This window comes from Arthrobacter sp. D5-1, from assembly GCF_017357425.1.
In the GTDB taxonomy this organism is placed as follows: domain Bacteria; phylum Actinomycetota; class Actinomycetes; order Actinomycetales; family Micrococcaceae; genus Arthrobacter.
This window is the reverse complement of the sequence record NZ_CP014571.1, coordinates 2245115-2265383: the sequence shown is the minus strand read 5'-3', so window position 1 is coordinate 2265383 and position 20269 is coordinate 2245115. Positions and strand designations below refer to the sequence as shown.

The 20269-nt window shown below is 61.2% G+C and carries 18 protein-coding genes; 9 read left to right on the top strand and 9 right to left on the bottom strand.

Annotation, left to right across the window (positions count from 1 at the left end; genetic code table 11):
* Both AYX22_RS10290 and AYX22_RS10285 read left to right on the top strand, forming a co-directional pair.
* Positions 1-909 (top strand): ABC transporter ATP-binding protein, encoded by a 909-nt coding sequence (locus AYX22_RS10290; RefSeq protein WP_207597318.1) that lies wholly within the window; start codon positions 1-3, stop codon positions 907-909.
* On the top strand, positions 909-2528 hold the full coding sequence (locus AYX22_RS10285) for a polyketide antibiotic transporter (protein WP_207597317.1): 1620 nt from the start codon (positions 909-911) through the stop codon (positions 2526-2528). Before AYX22_RS10290 ends, AYX22_RS10285 begins: the two co-directional genes overlap by 1 nt.
* A 411-nt stretch (positions 2529-2939) precedes the next feature.
* Here the strand turns inward: AYX22_RS10285 and AYX22_RS10280 are convergent, their stop codons facing one another.
* The 8 genes from AYX22_RS10280 to AYX22_RS10245 all read right to left on the bottom strand — a co-directional run bounded on the left by AYX22_RS10280 (position 2940) and on the right by AYX22_RS10245 (position 11648).
* Entirely contained in the window at positions 2940-3953 is a 1014-nt protein-coding gene (locus AYX22_RS10280; RefSeq protein WP_207597316.1) for a sugar phosphate isomerase/epimerase family protein, read from the bottom strand.
* 26 nt (positions 3954-3979) lie between these two features.
* Positions 3980-5476: a sugar ABC transporter ATP-binding protein gene (locus AYX22_RS10275; RefSeq protein WP_207597315.1), complete on the bottom strand. Its 1497-nt coding sequence runs from the start codon at positions 5474-5476 to the stop codon at positions 3980-3982.
* Positions 5473-6327, bottom strand: coding sequence for a sugar phosphate isomerase/epimerase family protein (locus AYX22_RS10270; RefSeq protein ID WP_207597314.1), 855 nt, complete (start codon positions 6325-6327; stop codon positions 5473-5475). Before AYX22_RS10270 ends, AYX22_RS10275 begins: the two co-directional genes overlap by 4 nt.
* A complete protein-coding gene (locus AYX22_RS10265; RefSeq protein ID WP_207597313.1) occupies positions 6320-7171 on the bottom strand; it encodes a sugar phosphate isomerase/epimerase family protein in 852 nt (283 codons plus the stop codon). The genes AYX22_RS10270 and AYX22_RS10265 overlap by 8 nt, the downstream gene beginning before the upstream one ends.
* A gap of 77 nt (positions 7172-7248) precedes the next feature.
* Complete coding sequence (locus AYX22_RS10260; protein ID WP_207597312.1) at positions 7249-8238, bottom strand: sugar ABC transporter substrate-binding protein; 990 nt, start codon at positions 8236-8238, stop codon at positions 7249-7251.
* A gap of 70 nt (positions 8239-8308) precedes the next feature.
* The gene (locus AYX22_RS10255) at positions 8309-9427 is read right to left on the bottom strand and encodes an ABC transporter permease (protein ID WP_207597311.1); all 1119 of its coding nucleotides are present in this window, start codon (positions 9425-9427) and stop codon (positions 8309-8311) included.
* Positions 9428-9471: 44 nt separating this feature from the next.
* Entirely contained in the window at positions 9472-10515 is a 1044-nt protein-coding gene (locus AYX22_RS10250; protein WP_207597310.1) for a Gfo/Idh/MocA family oxidoreductase, read from the bottom strand.
* The gene (locus AYX22_RS10245) at positions 10512-11648 is read right to left on the bottom strand and encodes a Gfo/Idh/MocA family oxidoreductase (RefSeq protein ID WP_089594926.1); all 1137 of its coding nucleotides are present in this window, start codon (positions 11646-11648) and stop codon (positions 10512-10514) included. Before AYX22_RS10245 ends, AYX22_RS10250 begins: the two co-directional genes overlap by 4 nt.
* Positions 11649-11898: 250 nt before the next feature.
* On the opposite strand from AYX22_RS10245, the gene AYX22_RS10240 reads away from it, so the two are divergent.
* The 7 genes from AYX22_RS10240 (at position 11899) to AYX22_RS10215 (ending at position 17879) form a co-directional block, all read left to right on the top strand.
* On the top strand, positions 11899-13149 hold the full coding sequence (locus AYX22_RS10240) for an ROK family protein (RefSeq protein WP_207597309.1): 1251 nt from the start codon (positions 11899-11901) through the stop codon (positions 13147-13149).
* A gap of 189 nt (positions 13150-13338) precedes the next feature.
* Complete coding sequence (locus tag AYX22_RS10235) at positions 13339-14367, top strand: helix-turn-helix domain-containing protein (protein ID WP_207597308.1); 1029 nt, start codon at positions 13339-13341, stop codon at positions 14365-14367.
* Between the two features lie 90 nt (positions 14368-14457).
* The gene (locus tag AYX22_RS10230; RefSeq protein WP_207597307.1) at positions 14458-14601 is read left to right on the top strand and encodes a HAMP domain-containing histidine kinase; all 144 of its coding nucleotides are present in this window, start codon (positions 14458-14460) and stop codon (positions 14599-14601) included.
* A gap of 328 nt (positions 14602-14929) precedes the next feature.
* Positions 14930-15574: an alcohol dehydrogenase catalytic domain-containing protein gene (locus tag AYX22_RS24050; protein ID WP_242703592.1), complete on the top strand. Its 645-nt coding sequence runs from the start codon at positions 14930-14932 to the stop codon at positions 15572-15574.
* Entirely contained in the window at positions 15550-16077 is a 528-nt protein-coding gene (locus AYX22_RS24045) for a hypothetical protein (protein WP_242703591.1), read from the top strand. The genes AYX22_RS24050 and AYX22_RS24045 overlap by 25 nt, the downstream gene beginning before the upstream one ends.
* A 53-nt stretch (positions 16078-16130) precedes the next feature.
* On the top strand, positions 16131-17279 hold the full coding sequence (locus AYX22_RS10220) for a zinc-dependent alcohol dehydrogenase (protein WP_207597306.1): 1149 nt from the start codon (positions 16131-16133) through the stop codon (positions 17277-17279).
* Positions 17280-17291: 12 nt separating this feature from the next.
* A complete protein-coding gene (locus tag AYX22_RS10215; protein WP_207597305.1) occupies positions 17292-17879 on the top strand; it encodes a hypothetical protein in 588 nt (195 codons plus the stop codon).
* A gap of 72 nt (positions 17880-17951) precedes the next feature.
* Here AYX22_RS10215 and AYX22_RS10210 read toward each other — a convergent pair whose 3' ends face one another.
* Entirely contained in the window at positions 17952-20174 is a 2223-nt protein-coding gene (locus tag AYX22_RS10210) for a catalase (RefSeq protein ID WP_207597304.1), read from the bottom strand.
* Positions 20175-20269: the final 95 nt, after the last annotated feature.

Below are 20269 nucleotides of genomic sequence, written 5' to 3'. Positions count from 1 at the left end.
ATGCCATCATCGTCAGAACCAATCGTCGACGCCGTGCATCTCGTTAAAGTTTTCGGCAGGACCCGCGCCCTTGACGGGCTGGACCTGCGGGTTGGGTACGGGGAAGTCCACGGCTTCCTGGGCCCCAACGGGGCCGGCAAATCGACAACGTTGCGTGTCCTCCTGGGCTTGATGCGTCCCACCGCAGGAACGGCCCACGTTTTCGGACTCGACCCCTGGCAAGACCCCGTCCGCGCCCACCGGGACATCGCCTACGTGCCGGGGGATGTGAGCTTGTGGCCTAACCTTTCCGGCGGCGAAGTCATCGATCTGCTGACGAGCCTGCGGGGCGGTGTCAATGAACGGCTCCGCCGGGACTTGATCGAAGAATTTGAATTGGATCCGCGTCGTAAGGCCAGGACATATTCGAAGGGAAACCGCCAAAAAGTGTCCCTGATTGCTGCGTTCGCGCGGCCGGCACGACTGTATTTGCTCGATGAGCCCAGCGCGGGTTTGGATCCCGTCATGGAGTCGGTCTTCCGTCGGCAGGTTCAGCGCGTCATTTCGGAGGGCGCCACAGTGCTGCTGTCCAGCCACATCCTCAGCGAGGTTGAACAGCTCTGTGAAAAAGTGACCATCATTCGCTCGGGACGCACCGTGGAATCAGGAACCCTGGCCGGATTGCGTCACCTGAAACACACCCATTTCAGGGTCGAAGCCACCGAACCTGAACTGTTTCACTCCTTGCCCGGCGTGCAGAACCTCTTAGTCGACGGCGGCGTGGTTGAGTTCGACGTCGACCCGGCCGACCTTTCGCCGTTGCTGCAGGCCGTAGCAGCGGCCGGACTCAGCGGTTTGACCGTGTCTCCACCATCGCTGGAGTCCCTTTTCCTCAGCCACTACAGCGGCGCGAACGGCCAGGTTCGCTGATGTCCGGAGTGACGGGACTTCTGCTGGTGCAGGCGCGCAGGGAACGGGTGCTGTTGCCGGTGTGGATCCTGAGCATTGCCTTTCTTGGCTTCATCATCGCCAATGCCGTGGCCACCGAATTTGGCGATGAAGCAGCCCGGACAGCCATCATCACTGTTGCCGGGGCAAGCCCTGCGTTCCTGTTCGTCCGGGGACTTCCCGACGGGACCACAGTCGGGGCAGTCGTGTTCTTTCAAGGCTATGCGTTCACCGCTGTCCTCGCAGGGTTGATGAGCACCTTCCTGGTCATCCGACACACCCGCACGGATGAAGAACTCGGACGAGCGGAACTGATCGGCTCCGTCCCGGTCCGCCGGGCCGCACCCATCACGGCAACCCTTATCCTTGGAGGCACGGCGAACCTGCTTCTGGCAGTCTCCGTGGGGGCCGGTTACGTTGCCGCAGGGTTGCCCTTGTCCGGCGCGATCACTGCCGGGGCGGCAGTCGGCGCGGTGGGCGCGTTCTTCGTAGCAATCAGTGGACTCGTCGCACAGATCATGCCCTCAGGCCGGGCAGCCAACGGCGCAGCTGCCGCCTTGGTCGGCGGGGCGTATTTCGTGCGGGGCGTCGGCGACGCTTTCGGTACCCCGTCCGCTGACCTGACCCAGGTGACCAGTGGATGGTTTTCGTGGTTCTCCCCCATCGGCTGGGGACAACGTTCCCGGCCGTTCTCGGTGGCTGATCCCATCCCGCTGCTGGGATTGGTTGCGGTGAGCCTTCTTCTGGCGCTGGCCGTCATCTGGCTCAGGAGCAAAAGAGATCTGGGAGAAAGTCTGCTGGCCGAACGCGCCGGACGGGAGCGGGCCGCGACCGGGGCCTCTTCTTTGCTCGGCTTGGCATGGCACCAACAACGATTCATCTTGCTGGGCTGGTGTCTCTTCTCGGGCCTGCTTGGCGGCATGGCCGGTGGGCTGGGGCCCGTGGTCACCAACGTCATCGGCGGGAATCAGTCGCTTCGCGAGCTGATTTTCCGGCTCGTTCCCGGCGGCCGGGGAGAAATCATCGACGTTTTCACCACCGCACTGCTGGGCATCGCGGGTGTCCTCGCCGCTGCCGCAGGCATACAGGTGGTACTGCGGCTCCGCGCGGAAGAAGCGGAAGGGCGCGCTGAACTGCTCCTGGCGGCGCCGCGTTCCCCGGCACGCTGGCTCGGTGCGAACCTGCTCCTCGCTACCGTCTCTACTGTGATGGTGGCTGCGGTTGCGGGAACCGCAGCCGCCGCAGGTCTTGCCGTGTCGGGCGTGGCAAGCGGACCTCCTGGATTGCTGATCGGCGCCGCCTTGGCTCACGTACCGGCCGCCGTCGTTTTCATTGCCGCTACGGCCGTGGCCTTCTCTGTTATCCCGCGGGCGAGCATCGCCTTAGGGTGGGGGTTTCTGGCCGTCGGGCTGGTTTTGGGGCAATTCGGCGAACTGATGCGCCTGCCCGCCTGGCTCCAGGACCTTAGCCCGTTCCGCCACACGGCGGCGATGCCCGTCGAAGCCTTCGAGCCCCTGGCTGCCCTCACCATGACCGGCATTGCCCTGGCTGGAGCCGGACTAGCCGGCTTTCTGCTCAGCAAGCGAGACCTCGCAGCATGAGCCACTGGACACGAAGCTTGTGAACCATGTCACCCGGAACCGTGGCACCCGCGATCTGTTCCAAGGCAGAGCCGAACCCACCATAGACAGGAGGCTCCCCGCAGCGAGGAAATCCGCTATCTCTTCAGGTGGATTCCAAGCCTCACCCGTTGGCAAGGCGACCGGCATCGCCTGACCAATCCCGGGCCCCTTCGTGGCTCCGCCCTCCTCGCCGTTCTCCCCAGGCTTGACCTCAAGACCCCAAACGATGTGGCTGTGGTTAAAGGCTTGGACCTCCGCTCCACAGCTTTCGAGGAGCGGAGGTCATGCCACGAACAGCAGCGAATTGGCCGACGGGAATGTCAAACCAGACTCGACCACACCTTGCAGCCCTGGCCGGGTCGAAGGGCGCGGATCACGTCGGTTACATACTTAGCCCTTGCTGCTGAAGGCGGCGTCGAAGGAGGTCTGCGACGCCGGGAAGTCGAACTTCTTCAGTGCGGCCAGGGCTTCGGGTGCCCCATGGAGTCGGTCCATTCCTGCGTCCTCCCATTCCACGGAGATGGGGCCGTTGTAGCCGATCGCGGTGAGGGCGCGGAAGGACGATTCCCAGGGCACATCGCCGCGTCCGGCGGAGACGAAGTCCCAGCCGCGGCGGGGGTCGCCCCAGGGCAGGTGGGAGCCCATGACGGTGTTCCGGCCGGTGGGGCGGAGCTTGGTGTCTTTGCAGTCCACGTGGTAGATCCGATCCTTGAAGTCCCAGATGAAGGACACGGGGTCGATGCCTTGCCACATGAAGTGGGAGGGGTCCCAGTTCAGGCCGAACGCTTCCCGGTGGCCGATCACTTCGAGGGTCCGGACGGTGGTCCAGTAGTCGTAGGCGATCTCACTCGGGTGGACTTCGTGGGCGAAGCGGACCCCGTTTTCGTCGAAGACGTCCAGGATGGGGTTCCAGCGGTCGGCGAAGTCCTGGTAGCCGGCCTCGATGACTTTTTCGGGGACGGGCGGGAACATGGCCACGTATTGCCAGATGGAAGAACCGGTGAACCCCACGACGGTGTCCACCCCCAGGGCGCGGGCGAGGCGGGCGGTGTGCTTCATTTCTTCGGCGGCGCGTTGGCGGACGCCTTCGGGCTCCCCGTCGCCCCAGACGCGTGAGCCGACGATGGCTTCGTGGCGGAAGTCGATGGGGTCATCGCAGACGGCCTGGCCTTTGAGGTGGTTGGAGATGGCCCAGACCTTCAGGTTGTACTTCTCTAGGACGGCAAGTTTGGATTCGACGTAGCCGGGTTCGTCCCAGCGCCAGGCGTCCAGGTGGTCTCCGGAGACGGCGATTTCCAGGCCGTCATAGCCCCAGCCCGAGGCAAGGCGAGCGACTTCCTCGAAGGGGAGGTCGGCCCACTGGCCGGTAAACAAGGTGAACGGCCGGGTCTGTTGATCGGGCATGATTCTCTCCGTTCTGGTCTGATCGCTTACGCCGCGGCATAAGCGATGACGTTTTCTTTGGTTGCTTGTGCCTTATCCAGCTCGGCCACTACCCGGCCGGACCGCATGACCATCACTCTGTCGGAGAGCTCCAGCAGCTCGGGGAGTTCGCTGGAGATCACGAGTACGGCGACGCCTCTGCGGGCCAGCTGCTCGATGAGGCGATGGATCTCCGCCTTCGCGCCGATGTCGATGCCCTTTGTTGGCTCGTCCAAAATGAGGACCTTGGGATTGCTCGCCAGACAGCGTGCGATGATGACCTTTTGCTGGTTGCCGCCGGACAGGGACTGGATGGGGGTTTCCGCGGATGGGGTCCTGACATCGAGTTCCTTAATGTAGCTGGTCACCATCTTCTTTTCGTAGCCACGCCGCAGTACGCCCCACTTGCTGATCTGCTTCAGCAGGGTAAGGGTAGTGTTCTCGCGGATGGACAGCATGGGAATGATGCCCTGCAGCTTTCGCTCTTCCGGGACAAGTGCAATGCCTGCGGCAATGCCGGCAGATGCGCCGTGGAGCTTGAGTTTCCGGCCACTTACTTGCACAGTGCCGGCGTCGGCTTTGTCGGCCCCGTAGATGCACCGGGCTACCTCGGTTCGGCCGGCACCGACCAGTCCTGCCAGTCCGACGATTTCACCGGCGTGCAGCTGGAGGTTCACGTCCTCAAAGGCACCGGCAAGGCTTAGACCCTGAGCCTCAAGCACAAGTTCACCGCGTTCGCGGGGAATGTGCTCGTAAAGGTCAACATCCCTGCCCACCATCAGCTGCACAACGGAACGGGCATCGAGCTCATCTGCAGGGACGGATGAGGCCACGGTTTTGCCCTCGCGGATTACGGTTATCCGGTCGGCCAGGGTGAAGACTTCTTCCAGTTTGTGCGAAACGTACATGATCGCCAGGCCCTTGTCCCGGAGTTCGTTGACGAGCTTGTACAGTTTCTCCACGTCCTGCTCGGTCAGGGCAGTGGTTGGCTCATCCATGATGATCACTCTTGCGTCCTGGGCTATGGCACGCGCGATTTCCACCATCTGTCCGTCCACCGTTGAGAGCGCCATCGCAGGGGTGTCGAGGTTGAGGTGGGGTGCAACCTGGTCCAGGGCCTTCCTTGCCCGCTTGCGGATATCGCGACGGGAGAGGATGCCCTTGCGTCCGCCCCAGTTTCCCAGAAGGACGTTTTCGGCGACCGACAGGTCCGGGACCAGATTGTGTTCCTGATAGATGGTGGCGATCCCGGCGGCTTTGGAAGCCGCGGTGCTGGAGGGCATGAGTTCGCCGTCCACGTAAACGCCGCCTTCGTCGGGAGTATAGAACCCGCTGAGGGTCTTGATCAGCGTCGATTTTCCGGCTCCGTTTTCACCACAGACGCAGTGCACCTCTCCGGCATGAAGCTCAAAGTCCATGCCGGAGAGGGCCACGACGCCCGGAAACAGTTTTACGAGATTTCGTGCTTCAACGATTGATGAAGCGCGTCCGGGCGTCCCAATCACGGCAGTTCCCTCCTCAGGAACGTGAGTCCATCTCTGGCCAGCGCATCCATGGACGGTGCCACCGGCCGCCAGAGCGAAACGGCCTTGGCGATTTCCTCGACAGTGGGGAGGAACGATTCGACAACAATGGAACCTTGGTAATCGATCGTTTTCAGCGCGTCAAAGGTCTCGGACCACGGCACGTGACCGCTGCCGGGCGTTCCGCGATCGTTCTCTGACACTTGGAAGTGGAAGACCTTGTCACCGGCAGAGGTGATGGCCGCCGCGATGCTCTTCTCTTCGATGTTCATATGGAACGTGTCGAGCATCAGGCCTACGTTATCCCGGCCGATCAGACCGCAAAGTTCCAGACCCTGCTCCACAGTGTTGACCAGATCCGTTTCGAAGCGATTGAGCGGTTCTATGGCCAACGTGACGCCGCGTTCGGAAGCGTAGTCCGCTACTTCACGCAGACTGTCGGCCGCCCACTGGCGCTGCTGCCGGCGTTCTTCGGGGGGAAGCAGCCGGGCTTTGCCGGTGGCTGAGTACATAGGGCCGGCAACGTGGGGGGAACCGACGGCTTGGGCGATGTCAACGCAGAGTTTCAGGTAGTCAATTCCCTGCCGACGCTTCTGCGGGTTTTCGTGCGAGACGTCGCGGTCCGGTCCGAACGCCCCGCAGATGGATACGGGCAGTCCGGTCCGTTCCGAGGCTTCCTTCAGTGCTTCCGCACTGACGACGGCAGGGTCCTCAATACAGACCTCGATCAGGTCGTAGCCCATCTCCTTGGCGACGTCGAACTGATCAACGTCGCGGTCGGTGAACGGGGAGACCAGGATGAAGGTGCTGACCCCGAATTCGTATTTACTCATGGGGCCAAAGCTCCTGTTCCAGCTTCTTCATTTCGTTGATGGCCTTTTCGGTGTAGGGGTCCAGGAACTCCAGGTGGCCGCCACGAGCCATCATGGCGAAGGGGTTCGACGCGGCGGGCAGGAGTTCGAAGGTCAGGTAGCCGTCGAAGTTGATGTCCTTCAGCGTCTGCAGTGTCGGACGGAAGTCGATGTGTCCTACGCCGGGGGCAGCTCGGTTTGAGTCGGCGAGGTGGACGTGGTTGACTTTGCCGCCAGCACGGGCGAACGCTCCGTGGATGCTGTCTTCTTCGATATTCATGTGGAAGAGATCGCCGTGCACACCGGCGTTCTTCAGACCGGTAGCGTCCAGAAGTTCCACAGCCCGGTCGAGCCGGTTCAGGAAATGCGTCTCGTAGCGGTTCCACGGTTCGAGGGTGATGTTGATGCCGACGCTCGCCGCATATTCGCCAAGTGTGCGGACATTCTCGACCGCCCATTCCCATTCCTGTTCATCGCTCGCCAGGGCTTCGGTCTTGCCCACCGGGGATGGCCCGACGATGATGGTCGGAGCTCCGACGGCGGCGGCGAAGTCGGCTACCGACTTGCCGTAGTCCAAGGCCTTCTGCCGGTTGGCGGCGCTGGGGTTGATCAGGTCGCGTTCCTCTCCAAACCAGATGCTGCAGATGGAACTGACGTCGATACCGGCGTCGCTGGTCAGTTTGTTGATCTCGTCGACGTTGTGCGTTGCCGGTTCTCCGACCAGTTCGATGGCGTCGTAGCCGTAACGGGCGACGCGGTCAATGCCTTTGGCGATGTCTTCCTGGTAGTAGACGATGGCGTTGTAGGAATACTTGAAGCGGGACATGTTTCTCCTTGAGGGAATTGGTGTTGCTGCCTGGCCAAGCGGCGGGGCCTGGCCAGGCAGCCGAGGGGTTAGCTGCGCTAGTCCTTGAAGATGTTGCCCCAGAGAGTGGGGTCATCGACGTTCTCTTTGGTGATGAGCTTGGTGTCGGTCAGTTGCATCTTGGGCACCTGCTTGCCGTCAAGCAGGTCAACCTGGGCCTGAAGGGCCAGTGCACCCATCTCGAACGGGTTCTGGTCCATCGTCGCGTCCTGGGTACCGTTGCGGATGCGCTCCAGGGCGAGCGGTGTGCCGTCGACGCCAACCAGCGGGATGTGGTTCTCTGCTCCGACCGGGGCGTCCTTGTTGATCTGCGAGAGGCCGGAGACGATTCCCCGCACCATTTCGTCGTTGTGGCTGAAGAGGCCGTTGATACTTGAGTCGGCGGTGAAGTTATCGACGGTCAGTGACAGTGCGTTGTCTGCAGTCCACTGTGCGTCACGGCCGATGACCTTGATACCAGGGAACTGTTGGATACCTTCGCTGAAACCCTTGCCGCGCAGGGTTGCGTGGTATGCGCCCTTGGCTCCTTGGTATTCAAGAACGGTTCCCTTTTCTTCCATCAGTTTGGCCAAGGCTTCAGCCCCGAGTTTGCCGGCCTTTTCGTTGTCGAAGGCGACGGCGGCGTCGGCGATGTCCCCCGGGATGACCGAGTCCACGGTGGTGACGGTCTTTCCGGCATCATGGATCATCTGGACTCCGGGAACCAGTTCAGCTGAGTTGTTCGGACTGAGGACAATGCCGTCCACACCCTGGGCGAGTTGATCCTGGATCTGGCTGATCTGGGTGCTGGAATCGCCTTTGGCATCAAGGACTGTGACCTCCACGCCGAGCTCCTCCGCCTTATCCTTGACGCCCTGCCCGAGGGCAACCATGAATTCAAAACTCTGGCTGTAGAGCAAGACGGCGATCTTCTTTGTCTTTGTTCCGTCGTTTGATTCCTGTGCGGCGCTGGGTGCACCGCAGCCGGTCAGGGCGATGGTTGCGGCGGAAACTACCGCGAGAACCGCCAGTTTGGGTGAGGTCTTCATTGACTTACTCTTTCTGTTGGGTGCTAGGGCATGCCGGCCGGGGCGGCCTGCTTGCGTGGGGCGTCAGGCGTCAGGCCGGAGCTTCGGTAGTTTGCGGTGCACGAGTGCCGTCCGCGTCTTTCGACGGCGGCGGTCCGATCTTGCGTTTACGTGACAGGTTCTTTTGGACGTACTTGTAGCGGTAGACGTCCAGGGCGGCTGCGGCGAAGATCACCACGCCTTGGACAATCCGGTCGTAGGAGGAAGGGATTCCGAGCAGGTTCACGGCGTTGGAAACCATTGCGATCAACAGCACGCCGAGCAGTGTGCCCTTGATGTTTCCTTGGCCGCCGAAGAGGCTTGTTCCGCCGATGACCACAGCTGCGATGACTGTCAGCTCAATGCCGTCGCCCGCCCTCGGGCTTCCTGAGGCCAGGCGGCCGGTGAGCAGAAGCCCTGCCATGCCCGCCGAGAGACCAGCGATGATGTAGGCGTTCATGGTGACGCGGTCTACCCGGATCCCTGCGAGCAGGGCAGCTTCCTTGTTACCGCCGACGGCGTAGATGGAGCGTCCGTAGGTAGTGCGGGTCAGGGCCAGATGGGCCAGGAACACCAGCACCAGAACGGCCGGTATGAGCAGGGGAATTCCTGTGATTTTGGCGCTGACCACCTCGGTGAGCACCTTGGGTACAGGTGTGATGTTGCCGCCGTCGGAGTAGGCGAAGGCGATTCCCGACCCGGCGGAGAGTGTTGCCAGGGTCGCGATCAACGGGGATATCCCCAGCTTGGTGACCATCAGTCCGTTGACGGCACCGACTCCGGCTCCAACCACGAGGCCGGTCAGTAGTCCGATTGCCGGCGGCATATCCATGTTGACGATCACGCCCATGGACAGCACCGACGACAGGGCAGCCGTCGATCCTACAGAAACGTCGATGCCGCCAGTAAGGATCACGAAGGTCATGCCAATGGCGAACACACCGAGGATCGTGCACTGGTAGAACAGATTTACCAGGTTGACTGTGGTCAGGAATACCGGGCTGAGGAACGTCAGCAGTACACCGAAGAGCAGGACGACGACCAGCAGGCCCTGCGCACCTATGAAGTCGCCGATGCCGGAAAGCCGTGAACGGGAATCGTCGTGGGATTTTCCGGGGCCAGCCTTCCCGGAAACCGGACCGGACGAGCCGGTGGCTGTTTGTGGCTGCATGTTTGTATCTCCAGTCAATTCGACACTTCCTCGGGTCGGAAGTGCTAGTGGCTGCCGAAGAGTTCGGCGTTGGTCTTCAAGGTGATGGGCGCGCCGTCTTGGCGGGCGGAGTCGGTGGTGGCCATGACGAGTTGCAAGCTCTGAATGTTGTCGGTGACATCCGTCTCAGCCTTGTTTCCGGTTTGGATGGCGTCGCGGAACGCTTCGAGGGTCCCCAAGCGTTCCTCCACCGGCAACGGGTCCAAATCGACGTGCATGACGCCGGAGCGTTCCACCGCGCCGGCAAGGAAGACGGTGTCAAACAGTGAGGCGAAGTTGATGGTGACTTCGTTGTTCTTCCAGGTGATGGTGCCCTTGCTGCCTTGGATTTCCCAGTCGCCGTCCCAGCTGGTCTGCGGACCGTATGAGCTCCACGATCCCGTGTAGACGACGCGGGCCCCGTTGTCGCAGTCGAACTGCACCACGGCGGAGGCGTTGCCCTTGAATCTGGAGGTGCCAGTGTTCCAAGAGCGCGCACGCACGGCGGTGGGTTCGACACCAACGATGCCGCGGAGCTGGTCAAGGTGATGGATCATGGCATCCACGATCAGTGGTTCATCCATTTCCAACCGGAACCCTTCGAACGGCGGGTTCTTCTTGTAGTCGATGAAGACGTGCTCGAGGTCTCCGATGACTCCGTCGCGGATGAGGCGCTGAACAGTGCGGGCGGCGCGCTTGAAACGGTAGTTCTGTGAAACCATGGCTTGTTTGCCGGACTTCTCTGCCGCTGTAATGATGCGAATGCCGTCTTCAAGGCTGTGGGCGAGGGGCTTCTCAGTGAGTGTGTGCACCCCTGCTTCCAGAGCTGGGATGGCCACCGCTGCGTGGTACTCGGGTGGAACAATGACCAAGGCAGCGTCGAACGTGTCCTTGTGTCCCAGCGCCTCGTCGATGGTGGCGTAGGCAGGGATTCCGTATTGTTCACCCGCGGCCCTCGCAGCGTCGGGGTTGACGTCGACAACGCCGGCCAGCTCCCAACTCTTGCTGTGGTGAATCACGTTCAGCCATGAGGCGCCCCAGGCGCCGAGGCCTACTTGAATGATCTTCATAGCTGCACTCCTACTGGTTCTTTAGTGTTTGGGACGTCGACCCACTCGCCGTCCTTGCTGGATTTGATGATGCTTTCTGTAAGGACGGCTGATCTGAGTCCGTCCTGGAAGGTCGGCAGGCCTTCGCGGAGGTCACCGCCGATGGCGGCATAGGTATCGGCCACGAACGCATTGAACGCATCCTGATAACCCTGCGGGTGACCAGCTGGCAGCACGCTGAGCCGTGCTGCTTCCGGGCTGAGTGCCCCCGGATCACGGACAAGCAACTGGGACCCCGCCCGCTTACCCAGCCACAATGTCTCCGGGGCTTCCTGGTCGAACTGGAGGGTGCTCTCTGAACCCGCGATCTCGATCATCAGGCGGTTTTTTCGGCCGGGCGCAACCTGGCTGACCAGGAGATTTCCCACGCTGCCCGAATCAGTGGCGAAAACAGCCGCCACGAGATCCTCGGTCTGAATGTCCCTGTTGTTCGCCCGGCCCGGGAACAGAGTCCTGCTCATGGCACTGACTTTGGTTATCCGTTCACCGCTCACGAATTCGAGAAGGTCGCACAGGTGGGAGCCGATGTCGGCAAACGCCCGCGAGGGCCCACCCACAACGGCGTCCACCCTCCAGTTGTCGTCCTCCCGGGAGAGTAACCAGTCTTGGAGGTAAGAGCCCTGGATAGCGGAGATCCGTCCTGCTTGGCCCGAGGAAATACGTTCCCGGGCTTCCCGGATCATCGGATGGAAGCGATAGACAAAGGGGACGGTCGCAACTGTCCCGGCCATGGCGGCTAGCTCTACAAGTTCGGCTGCATCCTGGACGTTGGTGGCCAATGGCTTCTCGCAGACCACATGCTTACCTGCTTTCAGCGCAGCTTCAGCCAGTCCGTAATGAGTGCCGTTCGGCGTGCAGATGTGGATGACGTCGATCGCGTCGTCCTCGAAAAGGTCCTGGGCGGAATCGTAAGCCCGCTGCACACCCAGGCGGTCTTTGGCGCGGTCGGCGCTGGCACGGCTCGAAGACGCAATGGCGACGATATCCGCCCCTGCAGCGCGGGCGGCCCGGCTGTGCACCTCGGCCATGAACCCGGCGCCGACGAATCCGGCCCGTAGCCGGGAGGGGGCTGTCGTGGTTCTGTCGTTGTCCATGTCGAAACAGTGACACGCAGCACGTGGCTTTGGTCAGGGGCCCAACAAAAGTCTGCACCTTTTGACGCTGATGGGGGTCGAATGCACGCCCAAGTTGCACTTTGTGATGCTAAGCACTTCGCCGGGTGGACGGGAACGAGTGAGCCGCTTGACACTAAGTGGAGATGAGGGCCCTAAGGGTCCGGTGAGCCCGACGCGTCAAGAATTCAGGCTCACGAACAACCTCTTTTTAGCCCCGAATTGGAGTGTCATGGACAACGGCGGACCCGGCGAACTACTGCAAATCCTGCGGGACGGACAACCACGAACCAGAGCAGACCTGGCTGGAACAACAGGGTTGGGCCGAGCTGCCGTCAGTTCCCGCCTTGAGCCGCTCCTGAAATTGGAACTGGTGGTTCCCGTATCAGGGGCACCTTCTACTGGAGGTCGTCCATCGGCGCGGCTAGCTTTCAACCCAGGCGCAAAGTTGGTGGCGGCCGCAGACGTCGGCGCGACACACGCCACAGTGGCCCTCACTGACCTGTCAGGAACGATACTCGTGGAAACCACTGAGCGGCTGGAGATTTCATGCGGACCCGAAGCGGTCCTGGACTGGCTTTTGACGATGGTGAAGGGACACTTGCAACTTTTGGCGCGCCCGACTGCGGACGTCATCGCCGTCGGCATCGGACTACCTGGCCCGGTAGAGCACTCCACCGGAAAGCCGACGAGCCCGCCGATCATGCCAGGGTGGGACGGATTCGATGTTCCCGCTTACATTCAGCAAACCTTGGGCGTACCCGTACTCGTCGATAACGACGTCAACCTTATGGCCCTCGGCGAGCGGGCGACCCGTTGGCCCAACGAGGAGAACATGATTTTCCTCAAAGTCGCCACTGGCATCGGATCTGGAGTGGTTAGCGGAGGAGAACTGCAGCGTGGCGCGGCAGGTGTCGCCGGAGACGTCGGCCATATTGCTGTTTCCCGGGGGGCAGGAATTCTCTGCCGCTGTGGCAAGAGTGCCTGCCTGGAAGCCATTGCAGGCGCACCTGCCATCGCCGCTCAACTCCGCGACAGCGGGCTTGAGGCAACCACTGGAAGCGATGTCGTTTCGCTGGTTCGTTCCGGGAATCTGGCTGCTGTCCAAGCGGTCCGCCAAGCGGGCCGCGACATCGGAGAAATGCTCAACATGTGCGTGAGCTTCATCAACCCCGCCCTGATTGTTGTGGGCGGATCGCTTGCCCAATCCGGAGAACACCTCATGGCAGGGATACGCGAAACGGTCTACGCACGATCAACGCCTTTAGCGACCCAGCACCTGACAATCACCCAGTCCGAAACCGGGCCGGAAGCTGGAGTGGTTGGCGCCAGCATCCTGGCCGTCGAGTATGTCCTCTCCCCCCACCGAGTAAATCAACTGGCAACCAGACCGCTTTTCGACGGAAACGAAATTATCAACCGGCAGGAAAATGAGCCCGCTTTCCCCACACACCGGCCGCTCCTTGAGGCGCTGGCCAAATAATTGCAAGACGCACCTCTGTGAAAAACATATACACATCAACGCACCAGCCGAAGGTGCATCCGGAGGTAAAATTGACCTACCAGCGGACCTCATTTTCGGTCGGTCTGACGAGTCACCGCAAGCGCTTCCCTAAGCCGCCGTGCCAGCTCGCAAGACTGCCATGATGCTCAGCTGGTAAAGGAGGACGGCATGCCTCAATCTGGTGACGGGAACAGCGCCCGTGTGCGACGTTACGCAGTACCGGAAGGGCTCACTCCAGAACAAAGGTTCGAGCATTGGCGGGTCTGGTACGGCAACGCCGTCGAAACACCAATGAGGCTGGAGCGGTCAGAAGGAGAGAGTCCTGCGTCCGTCAGTCCCTCAGCTATTAATCTTGCCGGACCGGGCTTCAGCCTCATAGAGATGCACAACACCCCCGCGCTGGGCTTTTGGGCGCCGAATCCCGACTCCACTGACTTGCGCCTGGCCTACTTCCGCAAGGCGTCGGGTCTGACCCTCGATCTCAATGGCACCCCCGAGCCGGTTCCAACGGGTTCGGTGAGATTCATCGACACCTCGCTTGGTGGCAGTTTCGATGCACCCGAAGGATTCCACGCACAGCAACTCAACATGGACCGCGTCAGTCTCAATGTCAGCGAAGGCGGACTGCGCTCCCTTCTTCGCCTGCCTGACCTTGCAAGCCACCCCATTGTGGGCACCTTCGTGATACCCGCATTGATGAGTTGGAAGCGGCCCGGCATCGACAGTGAGGCATCAGGAACCAGTGAGATCCTACGATCCGTCATGGCAACCCTGGTGGGCTCCCTGCTCGAATCGCCGGCCGACGATGAGACACAGAAACCGGCACTAAGCCGGGCGGTAAAGAAATACCTTGAGAGCAGTTACGACAACCCAAATCTGGACGTGGCAATGATCGCCGGAACGTTCAACCTCTCCCGTCGCTCCCTGTTCTACTTTTTTGAGACCGAAGAACTCCGTTTGGGTGAGCGAATCCGCGCCTTGAGAACCCGGAAAGCGTTGGAGCTTCTGCTTCAAGCCCATGCTCAAAGAATCACCTACTCAGAAATTGCGACACGGAGCGGATTCACCAACGTTCAAAGCATGCGCCGGGCCATCAAAGAGTTCACCGGGATGAATGTCAGGGAGATCCATAAATCCGAGCCCGTCGTTCATATGGCACTGCAGCAACTGCGGCAGAAGCTCAACCCAGCAGCTTGACCCGTCGGAGGCCCTGCCTTGGCACCGTCCCGCCGCTTCCGTGGTCGCATAGTGATGGTGTCGGCTGAGGCTGGCGGGCAAGCCTGATGTATGGAACCTCGGGCCAAAATTCAGTTAGTCCCCGCCAAGGCCGTCATCGACGCCCACGGCGGAACGATCAAGCTCAGCAGCCAGCCGGGCAAGGGCACCACCGTGACTGTCACCATTCCCGCCCAACGCAACCGGCAAAATTGATCGTCATCTTTTCTGTCGCTACACCTCGACAGTATTAATAAGTGTGCTTAGTATTGAAGCTTATTCATTGTCTCGTTTGCGGACGGACCAGCAGGCGGATCGTCCCGGACATCCTGCGGTCTGAAAGCGTTGGGCCTTACGGCCCCTTCTGAGCGACTCTCGCGTCTCAACCTGCACTCCCCATTTCCTCGCTGAATCAACACCCGTTTCTGGGTTACGGCTGCGCCATTATTCCGTTCAGGACCCCGCGCCATTTCTGCGCCTGCGCCCCCGGAAAGCTACATCGACTTGGTCGGATCGGCTTGGGCAACAAGAAAAGAGCGGAAAAATGAAGGCAGTAGTCTACAAAGGGCCGAACGACGTCAGCGTCGAGGACGTACCTGATGCCAGGATTGAGCACCCCGCCGACGTGTTGGTGCGAATAACGTCGTCGAATATTTGCGGTTCCGATCTGCACATGTACGAGGGCCGCACCAGCTTCGAGACCGGACGCACCTTCGGGCACGAGAACCTCGGTGAGGTGATCGAAACCGGCTCCGCGGTGAGCAAGGTCAAGGTGGGCGAACGGGTCGTACTGCCCTTCAACATCGCCTGCGGATTCTGCAAGAACTGCGAACGTGGCTTCACAAACTATTGCCTGACCATGCAGCCCGAACCCAAGCTCGCCGGGGCTGCATACGGGTTCGCGGACATGGGCCCGTATCAAGGCGGACAGGCCGAGTACCTGCGCGTGCCGTACGGAGACTTCAACTGCCTGCGCTTGGGCGAGGACGCCGAGGAGAAGGAACTCGACTATGTCATGGTCGCGGACATCTTCCCCACCGGATGGCACGCAACCGAGATGGCCGGCGTTTACCCCGGGGACTCGGTCGTCATCTACGGGGCAGGGCCAGTAGGACTCATGGCCCCTACTCGGCCATCATCAAGGGCGCCGGAAAAGTCATGGTGGTGGACCGTCACAGTGACCGCCTGAAGCTGGCGGAACAGATCGGCGCTATCCCTGTGGACGATTCCAAAGTGGACCCTGTTGAGTTCGTCAAAGACCAAACCATGGGGTTCGGGGCTGACCGGGGTTGCGAATGCGTCGGGTACCAAGCCCACGACCCGAGCGGAAACGAACAGCCCAACCTGACGTTGAACCGCCTGGTGGACTCCGTCCGGTTCGTCGGCGGCCTAGGCGTCGTAGGCGTGTTCCTGCCGCAGGATCCTGGCGCCCCGGACGAACTCGCCAAGCAGGGGCAGGTGGCCTTCGACTATGGAAACTACTGGTTCAAAGGACAAACGATGGGCTCCGGCCAGTGCCCTGTCAAGAAATACAACCGGGCCCTTCGCGACCTCATTGCCGGCGGAAAAGCCAGTCCCTCATTCCTGGTCAGCCACGAACTTCCCCTGGACAAGGCCCCGGAGGCCTACAGAAACTTCGATGACCGCGTCGACGGTTGGACCAAAGTCGTCCTCCACCCCGCCGGCACCTAGGCCCGGGCGGTCATTTCAATGCCGGAACGAACTACTTCCCGGAAGGGGAACTGATGCGATCCATGGTGTATCGCGGGCCCTATAAGGTACGCGTGGAAGAAAAAGACATACCGCAGATCGAACATCCCAATGATGCGATCGTGCAAGTGAAGTTGGGGGCCATCTGCGGCTCAGACCTGCACCTTTATCACGGCATGATGCCGGACACGCGGGTCGGGATGACCTTCGGTCATGAGTTTGTGGGCGTGGTGCACGAGGTGGGTTCCTCGGTGCAGAACCTGGTGGTCGGGGACCGGGTCATGGTTCCGTTCAACATCTACTGCGGGTCCTGCTACTTCTGCTCACGCGGCCTGTACTCCAACTGCCACAACGTGAATCCGAACGCCACTGCCGTAGGCGGTATTTACGGTTACTCCCACACCTGCGGGGGTTACGACGGCGGCCAGGCTGAGTTTGTGCGCGTGCCGTTCGCTGACGTGGGTCCCAGCAAGATTCCGGACTGGATGGACGAGGAAGACGCAGTCCTGCTCACGGACGCACTGCCTACTGGCTACTTCGGCGCCCAGTTGGGCGACATTGCCGAAGGTGACACCGTTGTGGTGTTCGGTGCCGGCCCGGTGGGCCTGTTCGCGGCAAAGTCGGCATGGCTCATGGGAGCGGGGCGGGTGATCGTCATCGACCACCTGGAATACCGATTGGAAAAGGCCCGCTCGTTCGCCCATGCCGAAACCTATAACTTTGTTGAGTACGACGACATTGTGGTGCACCTGAAAAAAGCCACGGACTACCTGGGCGCCGACGTCGTGATAGATGCGGTAGGAGCCGAAGCGGACGGTAACTTCCTCCAGCACGTGACCAGCAGCAAGCTGAAACTGCAGGGTGGGTCTCCCATCGCCCTCAACTGGGCCATCGACTCCGTCCGCAAGGGCGGCACGGTGTCAGTAGTGGGCGCCTACGGACCGCTCTTCAGCGCCGTGAAGTTCGGTGACGCGATGAACAAAGGGCTGACGCTTCGGATGAACCAGTGCCCTGTCAAAAGGCAGTGGCCCCGGTTGTTCGAACACATCCAGAACGGGCATCTTAAACCCAGCGACATTGTCACCCACCGCATCCCTCTGGAGCACATCGCCGAGGGTTACCACATCTTCTCGGCGAAGCTTGATGACTGCATCAAGCCCCTGATCGTCGCAACCACGGTCTGAAAGGGGATCGCAATGGCTGAAATACCGACGCCCTACACCTCCGGCACGCCCGCGCTGAAGGAAACTGCGGAGGAGCTGCGGGCACGGATCCCGGGATGGGGCGTGGACCTCGACCCGGCGGACAGGCCCTCCTACCCCCGCGAGCAGCCCGGTATCGAGACCGGGGCGCGCTGGGACTTTCCCGAACGCCAGAAGGAGAAATGGCCCCGGGAGCGGTCCATTGAACACGCTTTCGTGACCCCCGTCTTTGGCACCTCAACCCCTCCCAAGGGCATCTCCGGTGCGCTGCGGAAGTACGCGTACGGGAAATACAGCGAGGGCCGCGCAGCCCACTGGCTTGTGCTGATCGCCGCCGACAGAGTGGACGCGTGGGAAAACCACGTGCGCGCATTCGCAACTCTGCAACCGGACAACCCGGTGACCGAAACCGGCGTGCTCAGCGAGTTCACCCACCATGGTGCGCGTTCCCGCTTCGGGAAAAAGCGCGCCGACCTGAACCATCAGTGGATCGACCCCATACTTGTCGGTGCCCCGTGGGTACTGGCGGGTCTGGGGGCAGTAGCCGCCTTGAGGAGGGTGCGGAAGCACCGACCGGCCTGACACCACGACGGCGGCGGGCTGGCCCACAGGGGCAACCCGCCGCCGTCGTGCTTAACAGTTTGTCCTTGGGGGCTAAGAAGCCGACCCCGCCACCGGGAACCGCTCCCACGCCCGGTGTGCGGAGAGCAATTCCCGGACCACCGGAATTACCGTGTCCGGACCTTCACCACTGACGATCCCGGGGGCAGCCTGAGGGACGCCGGCCGCGTCAAGAACTGCGGCACCTGGACCCCAGGCACCAATGGCTTTGCCATGACGGAACGCTTCGGACACCATCAGGACCACCCGCGGATCAAGGGTCACCCCGGGTTCACCGGCCTTGGCGTCGCGGCCCGGCATGGCGTCGGCTGCCGGAGTGCCTCCGCCTGCCACAATGACTGCGTCGAATTCGGTGGAGCGTGCAGTGAGGTAGCTCCTTTGAACAGTCACGTCCGGACCCTGATCCGACTCGATCACACCTCCGGACGGTGCAATAACCAGCGGAACCATGTCTGCCGCATCCAGCGCCTCGCGTGCCGCTGTCACCAACGACAGGTCACTTTCACTGTCCGCGATGATGCCCACGACGCGACCGGCAACAGGCCACTTCCCACCAATCTGGGACACAGCAGGGCTCGGTTCCACGTCCGGCGTGTCAACGGTGGCCGTGGGAGCGGGCATCCCGAGGCCCTTGGCGACAGCAGCGCAAAGGCCGGCATCAATATTGGCCAACGCCATAAGTTGCCGTTCCCGGATTGCCACTTCGTAGCACTTGCCAAGCTCGAAGGTGTAAGCCTGGATCACGTGGTCCTGCTCCACCGGAGTCAAACTGTGGAAGAACAGCCGGGCTTGGCTGAAGTGATCATCGAACGACGCGGGATTGCGCCGTTCCTTCATTCCTGTGGCGACTTCCTCAGGGACGTCCACAAATGCTCCCACGTCCTGCCCTGCCATGAAGGGGCAACCACCATCAAGGGAATTTGGATGGTAAGGGGCTACTCCCCCATGCACGGCAGTCTGGTGCATACCGTCACGCAGCATGTCATTGACCGGGGCGTGGGGACGATTGATGGGAATTTGCGCGAAGTTCGGGCCGCCGAGCCGCGAAATCTGCGTGTCCAGGTAGGAGAAGAGCCGGACCTGCAACAGAGGATCGTTGGTTACATCAATACCTGGGACGAGGTGTCCGGGGTGGAAGGCTACCTGCTCGGTCTCGGCAAAGTAGTTGGTCGGGTTGGCGTTCAGCGTCATCAGCCCGATCGGCTGAACCGGCGCCAATTCCTCAGGGATAAACTTGGTGGGATCCAGAAGGTCGATACCTTCAAACATTTGATCTTCAGTGTCCGGAAAAGTCTGGATGCCGAGCTCCCATTCCGGGTAGGCACCTGATTCGATCGCATCCGCCAGATCACGGCGGTGGAAATCGGGATCCATGCCGTTAATAATCTGGGCCTCTTCCCACACCAATGAGTGGACGCCCAGCTTCGGCTTCCAGTGGAATTTCACCAGAGTGGTCTTACCGGCCGCATCCACCAACCTGAATGTGTGGACGCCGAACCCTTCCATGGTCCGGTAGGAACGGGGAATTCCGCGGTCAGACATATTCCACATCGTGTGGGCTTGGGCTTCGGTGTGCAACGAAACGAAATCCCAAAATGTATCGTGCGCACTCTGGGCCTGCGGGATCTCCCTGTCAGGGTGCGGTTTCCCCGCGTGGATGATGTCCGGGAACTTGATGCCGTCCTGGATGAAGAAGACAGGAATGTTGTTTCCCACCAGGTCGTAGGTGCCCTCATCCGTGTAGAACTTCGTGGAGAAGCCACGGGTGTCACGGACGGTATCGGCGGACCCCCTTGATCCCAGGACAGTGGAAAACCTCACGAACACCGGGGTTTCCACATCCGGCGCAAGGAACCCTGCCTTTGTGACTTTTGAAGCCGTGCCATAAGAGCGGAAGATTCCATGTGCCCCGGCTCCTCTGGCGTGGACAACACGCTCGGGAATTCTCTCGTGGTCAAAGTGCGTGATCTTCTCACGCAAGTGATGGTCCTGCAGCAAAATCGGGCCCCGCGGACCCGCCTTGAGTGAATGGTCTGTATCTCCAAGCCTTAGACCTTGGGCCGTTGTCAGGTACTGGCCGGACTGCGAACGCGAGTTCACGGGTGCTCCGGTGGGGCTCCCCGTAGGTGACACGGCCTCCGGACCCCGCTGATCAGGCTTCGGCGGCAACGGCTCCCGTGCATCTGTTGGCTCTTCAACCGCGGGGCTCTCAATCGACGGAGTCCCTGGAATCTTGATGTTGTCCTCAACTGGCACTGCGCGTTCTCCTCGATGTTGATCGGCAAATCGACTACTGCACTCAACCAAAAGGTAAGCTTCCTTAGTACCTTATGGGCCAGGGATCCTGCTTG

Bases quoted from the DNA above. Each gene is read 5' to 3' on its own strand.
- AYX22_RS10290 (WP_207597318.1), top strand. From the start codon at position 1: ATGCCATCATCGTCAGAACCAATCGTCGACGCCGTGCATCTCGTTAAA.
- AYX22_RS10285 (WP_207597317.1), top strand. From the start codon at position 909: ATGTCCGGAGTGACGGGACTTCTGCTGGTGCAGGCGCGCAGGGAACGG.
- AYX22_RS10280 (WP_207597316.1), bottom strand. From the start codon at position 3,953: ATGCCCGATCAACAGACCCGGCCGTTCACCTTGTTTACCGGCCAGTGG.
- AYX22_RS10270 (WP_207597314.1), bottom strand. From the start codon at position 6,327: ATGAGTAAATACGAATTCGGGGTCAGCACCTTCATCCTGGTCTCCCCG.
- AYX22_RS10265 (WP_207597313.1), bottom strand. From the start codon at position 7,171: ATGTCCCGCTTCAAGTATTCCTACAACGCCATCGTCTACTACCAGGAA.
- AYX22_RS10260 (WP_207597312.1), bottom strand. From the start codon at position 8,238: ATGAAGACCTCACCCAAACTGGCGGTTCTCGCGGTAGTTTCCGCCGCA.
- AYX22_RS10255 (WP_207597311.1), bottom strand. From the start codon at position 9,427: ATGCAGCCACAAACAGCCACCGGCTCGTCCGGTCCGGTTTCCGGGAAG.
- AYX22_RS10250 (WP_207597310.1), bottom strand. From the start codon at position 10,515: ATGAAGATCATTCAAGTAGGCCTCGGCGCCTGGGGCGCCTCATGGCTG.
- AYX22_RS10245 (WP_089594926.1), bottom strand. From the start codon at position 11,648: ATGGACAACGACAGAACCACGACAGCCCCCTCCCGGCTACGGGCCGGA.
- AYX22_RS10240 (WP_207597309.1), top strand. From the start codon at position 11,899: ATGGACAACGGCGGACCCGGCGAACTACTGCAAATCCTGCGGGACGGA.
- AYX22_RS10235 (WP_207597308.1), top strand. From the start codon at position 13,339: ATGCCTCAATCTGGTGACGGGAACAGCGCCCGTGTGCGACGTTACGCA.
- AYX22_RS10230 (WP_207597307.1), top strand. From the start codon at position 14,458: ATGGAACCTCGGGCCAAAATTCAGTTAGTCCCCGCCAAGGCCGTCATC.
- AYX22_RS24050 (WP_242703592.1), top strand. From the start codon at position 14,930: ATGAAGGCAGTAGTCTACAAAGGGCCGAACGACGTCAGCGTCGAGGAC.
- AYX22_RS10220 (WP_207597306.1), top strand. From the start codon at position 16,131: ATGCGATCCATGGTGTATCGCGGGCCCTATAAGGTACGCGTGGAAGAA.
- AYX22_RS10215 (WP_207597305.1), top strand. From the start codon at position 17,292: ATGGCTGAAATACCGACGCCCTACACCTCCGGCACGCCCGCGCTGAAG.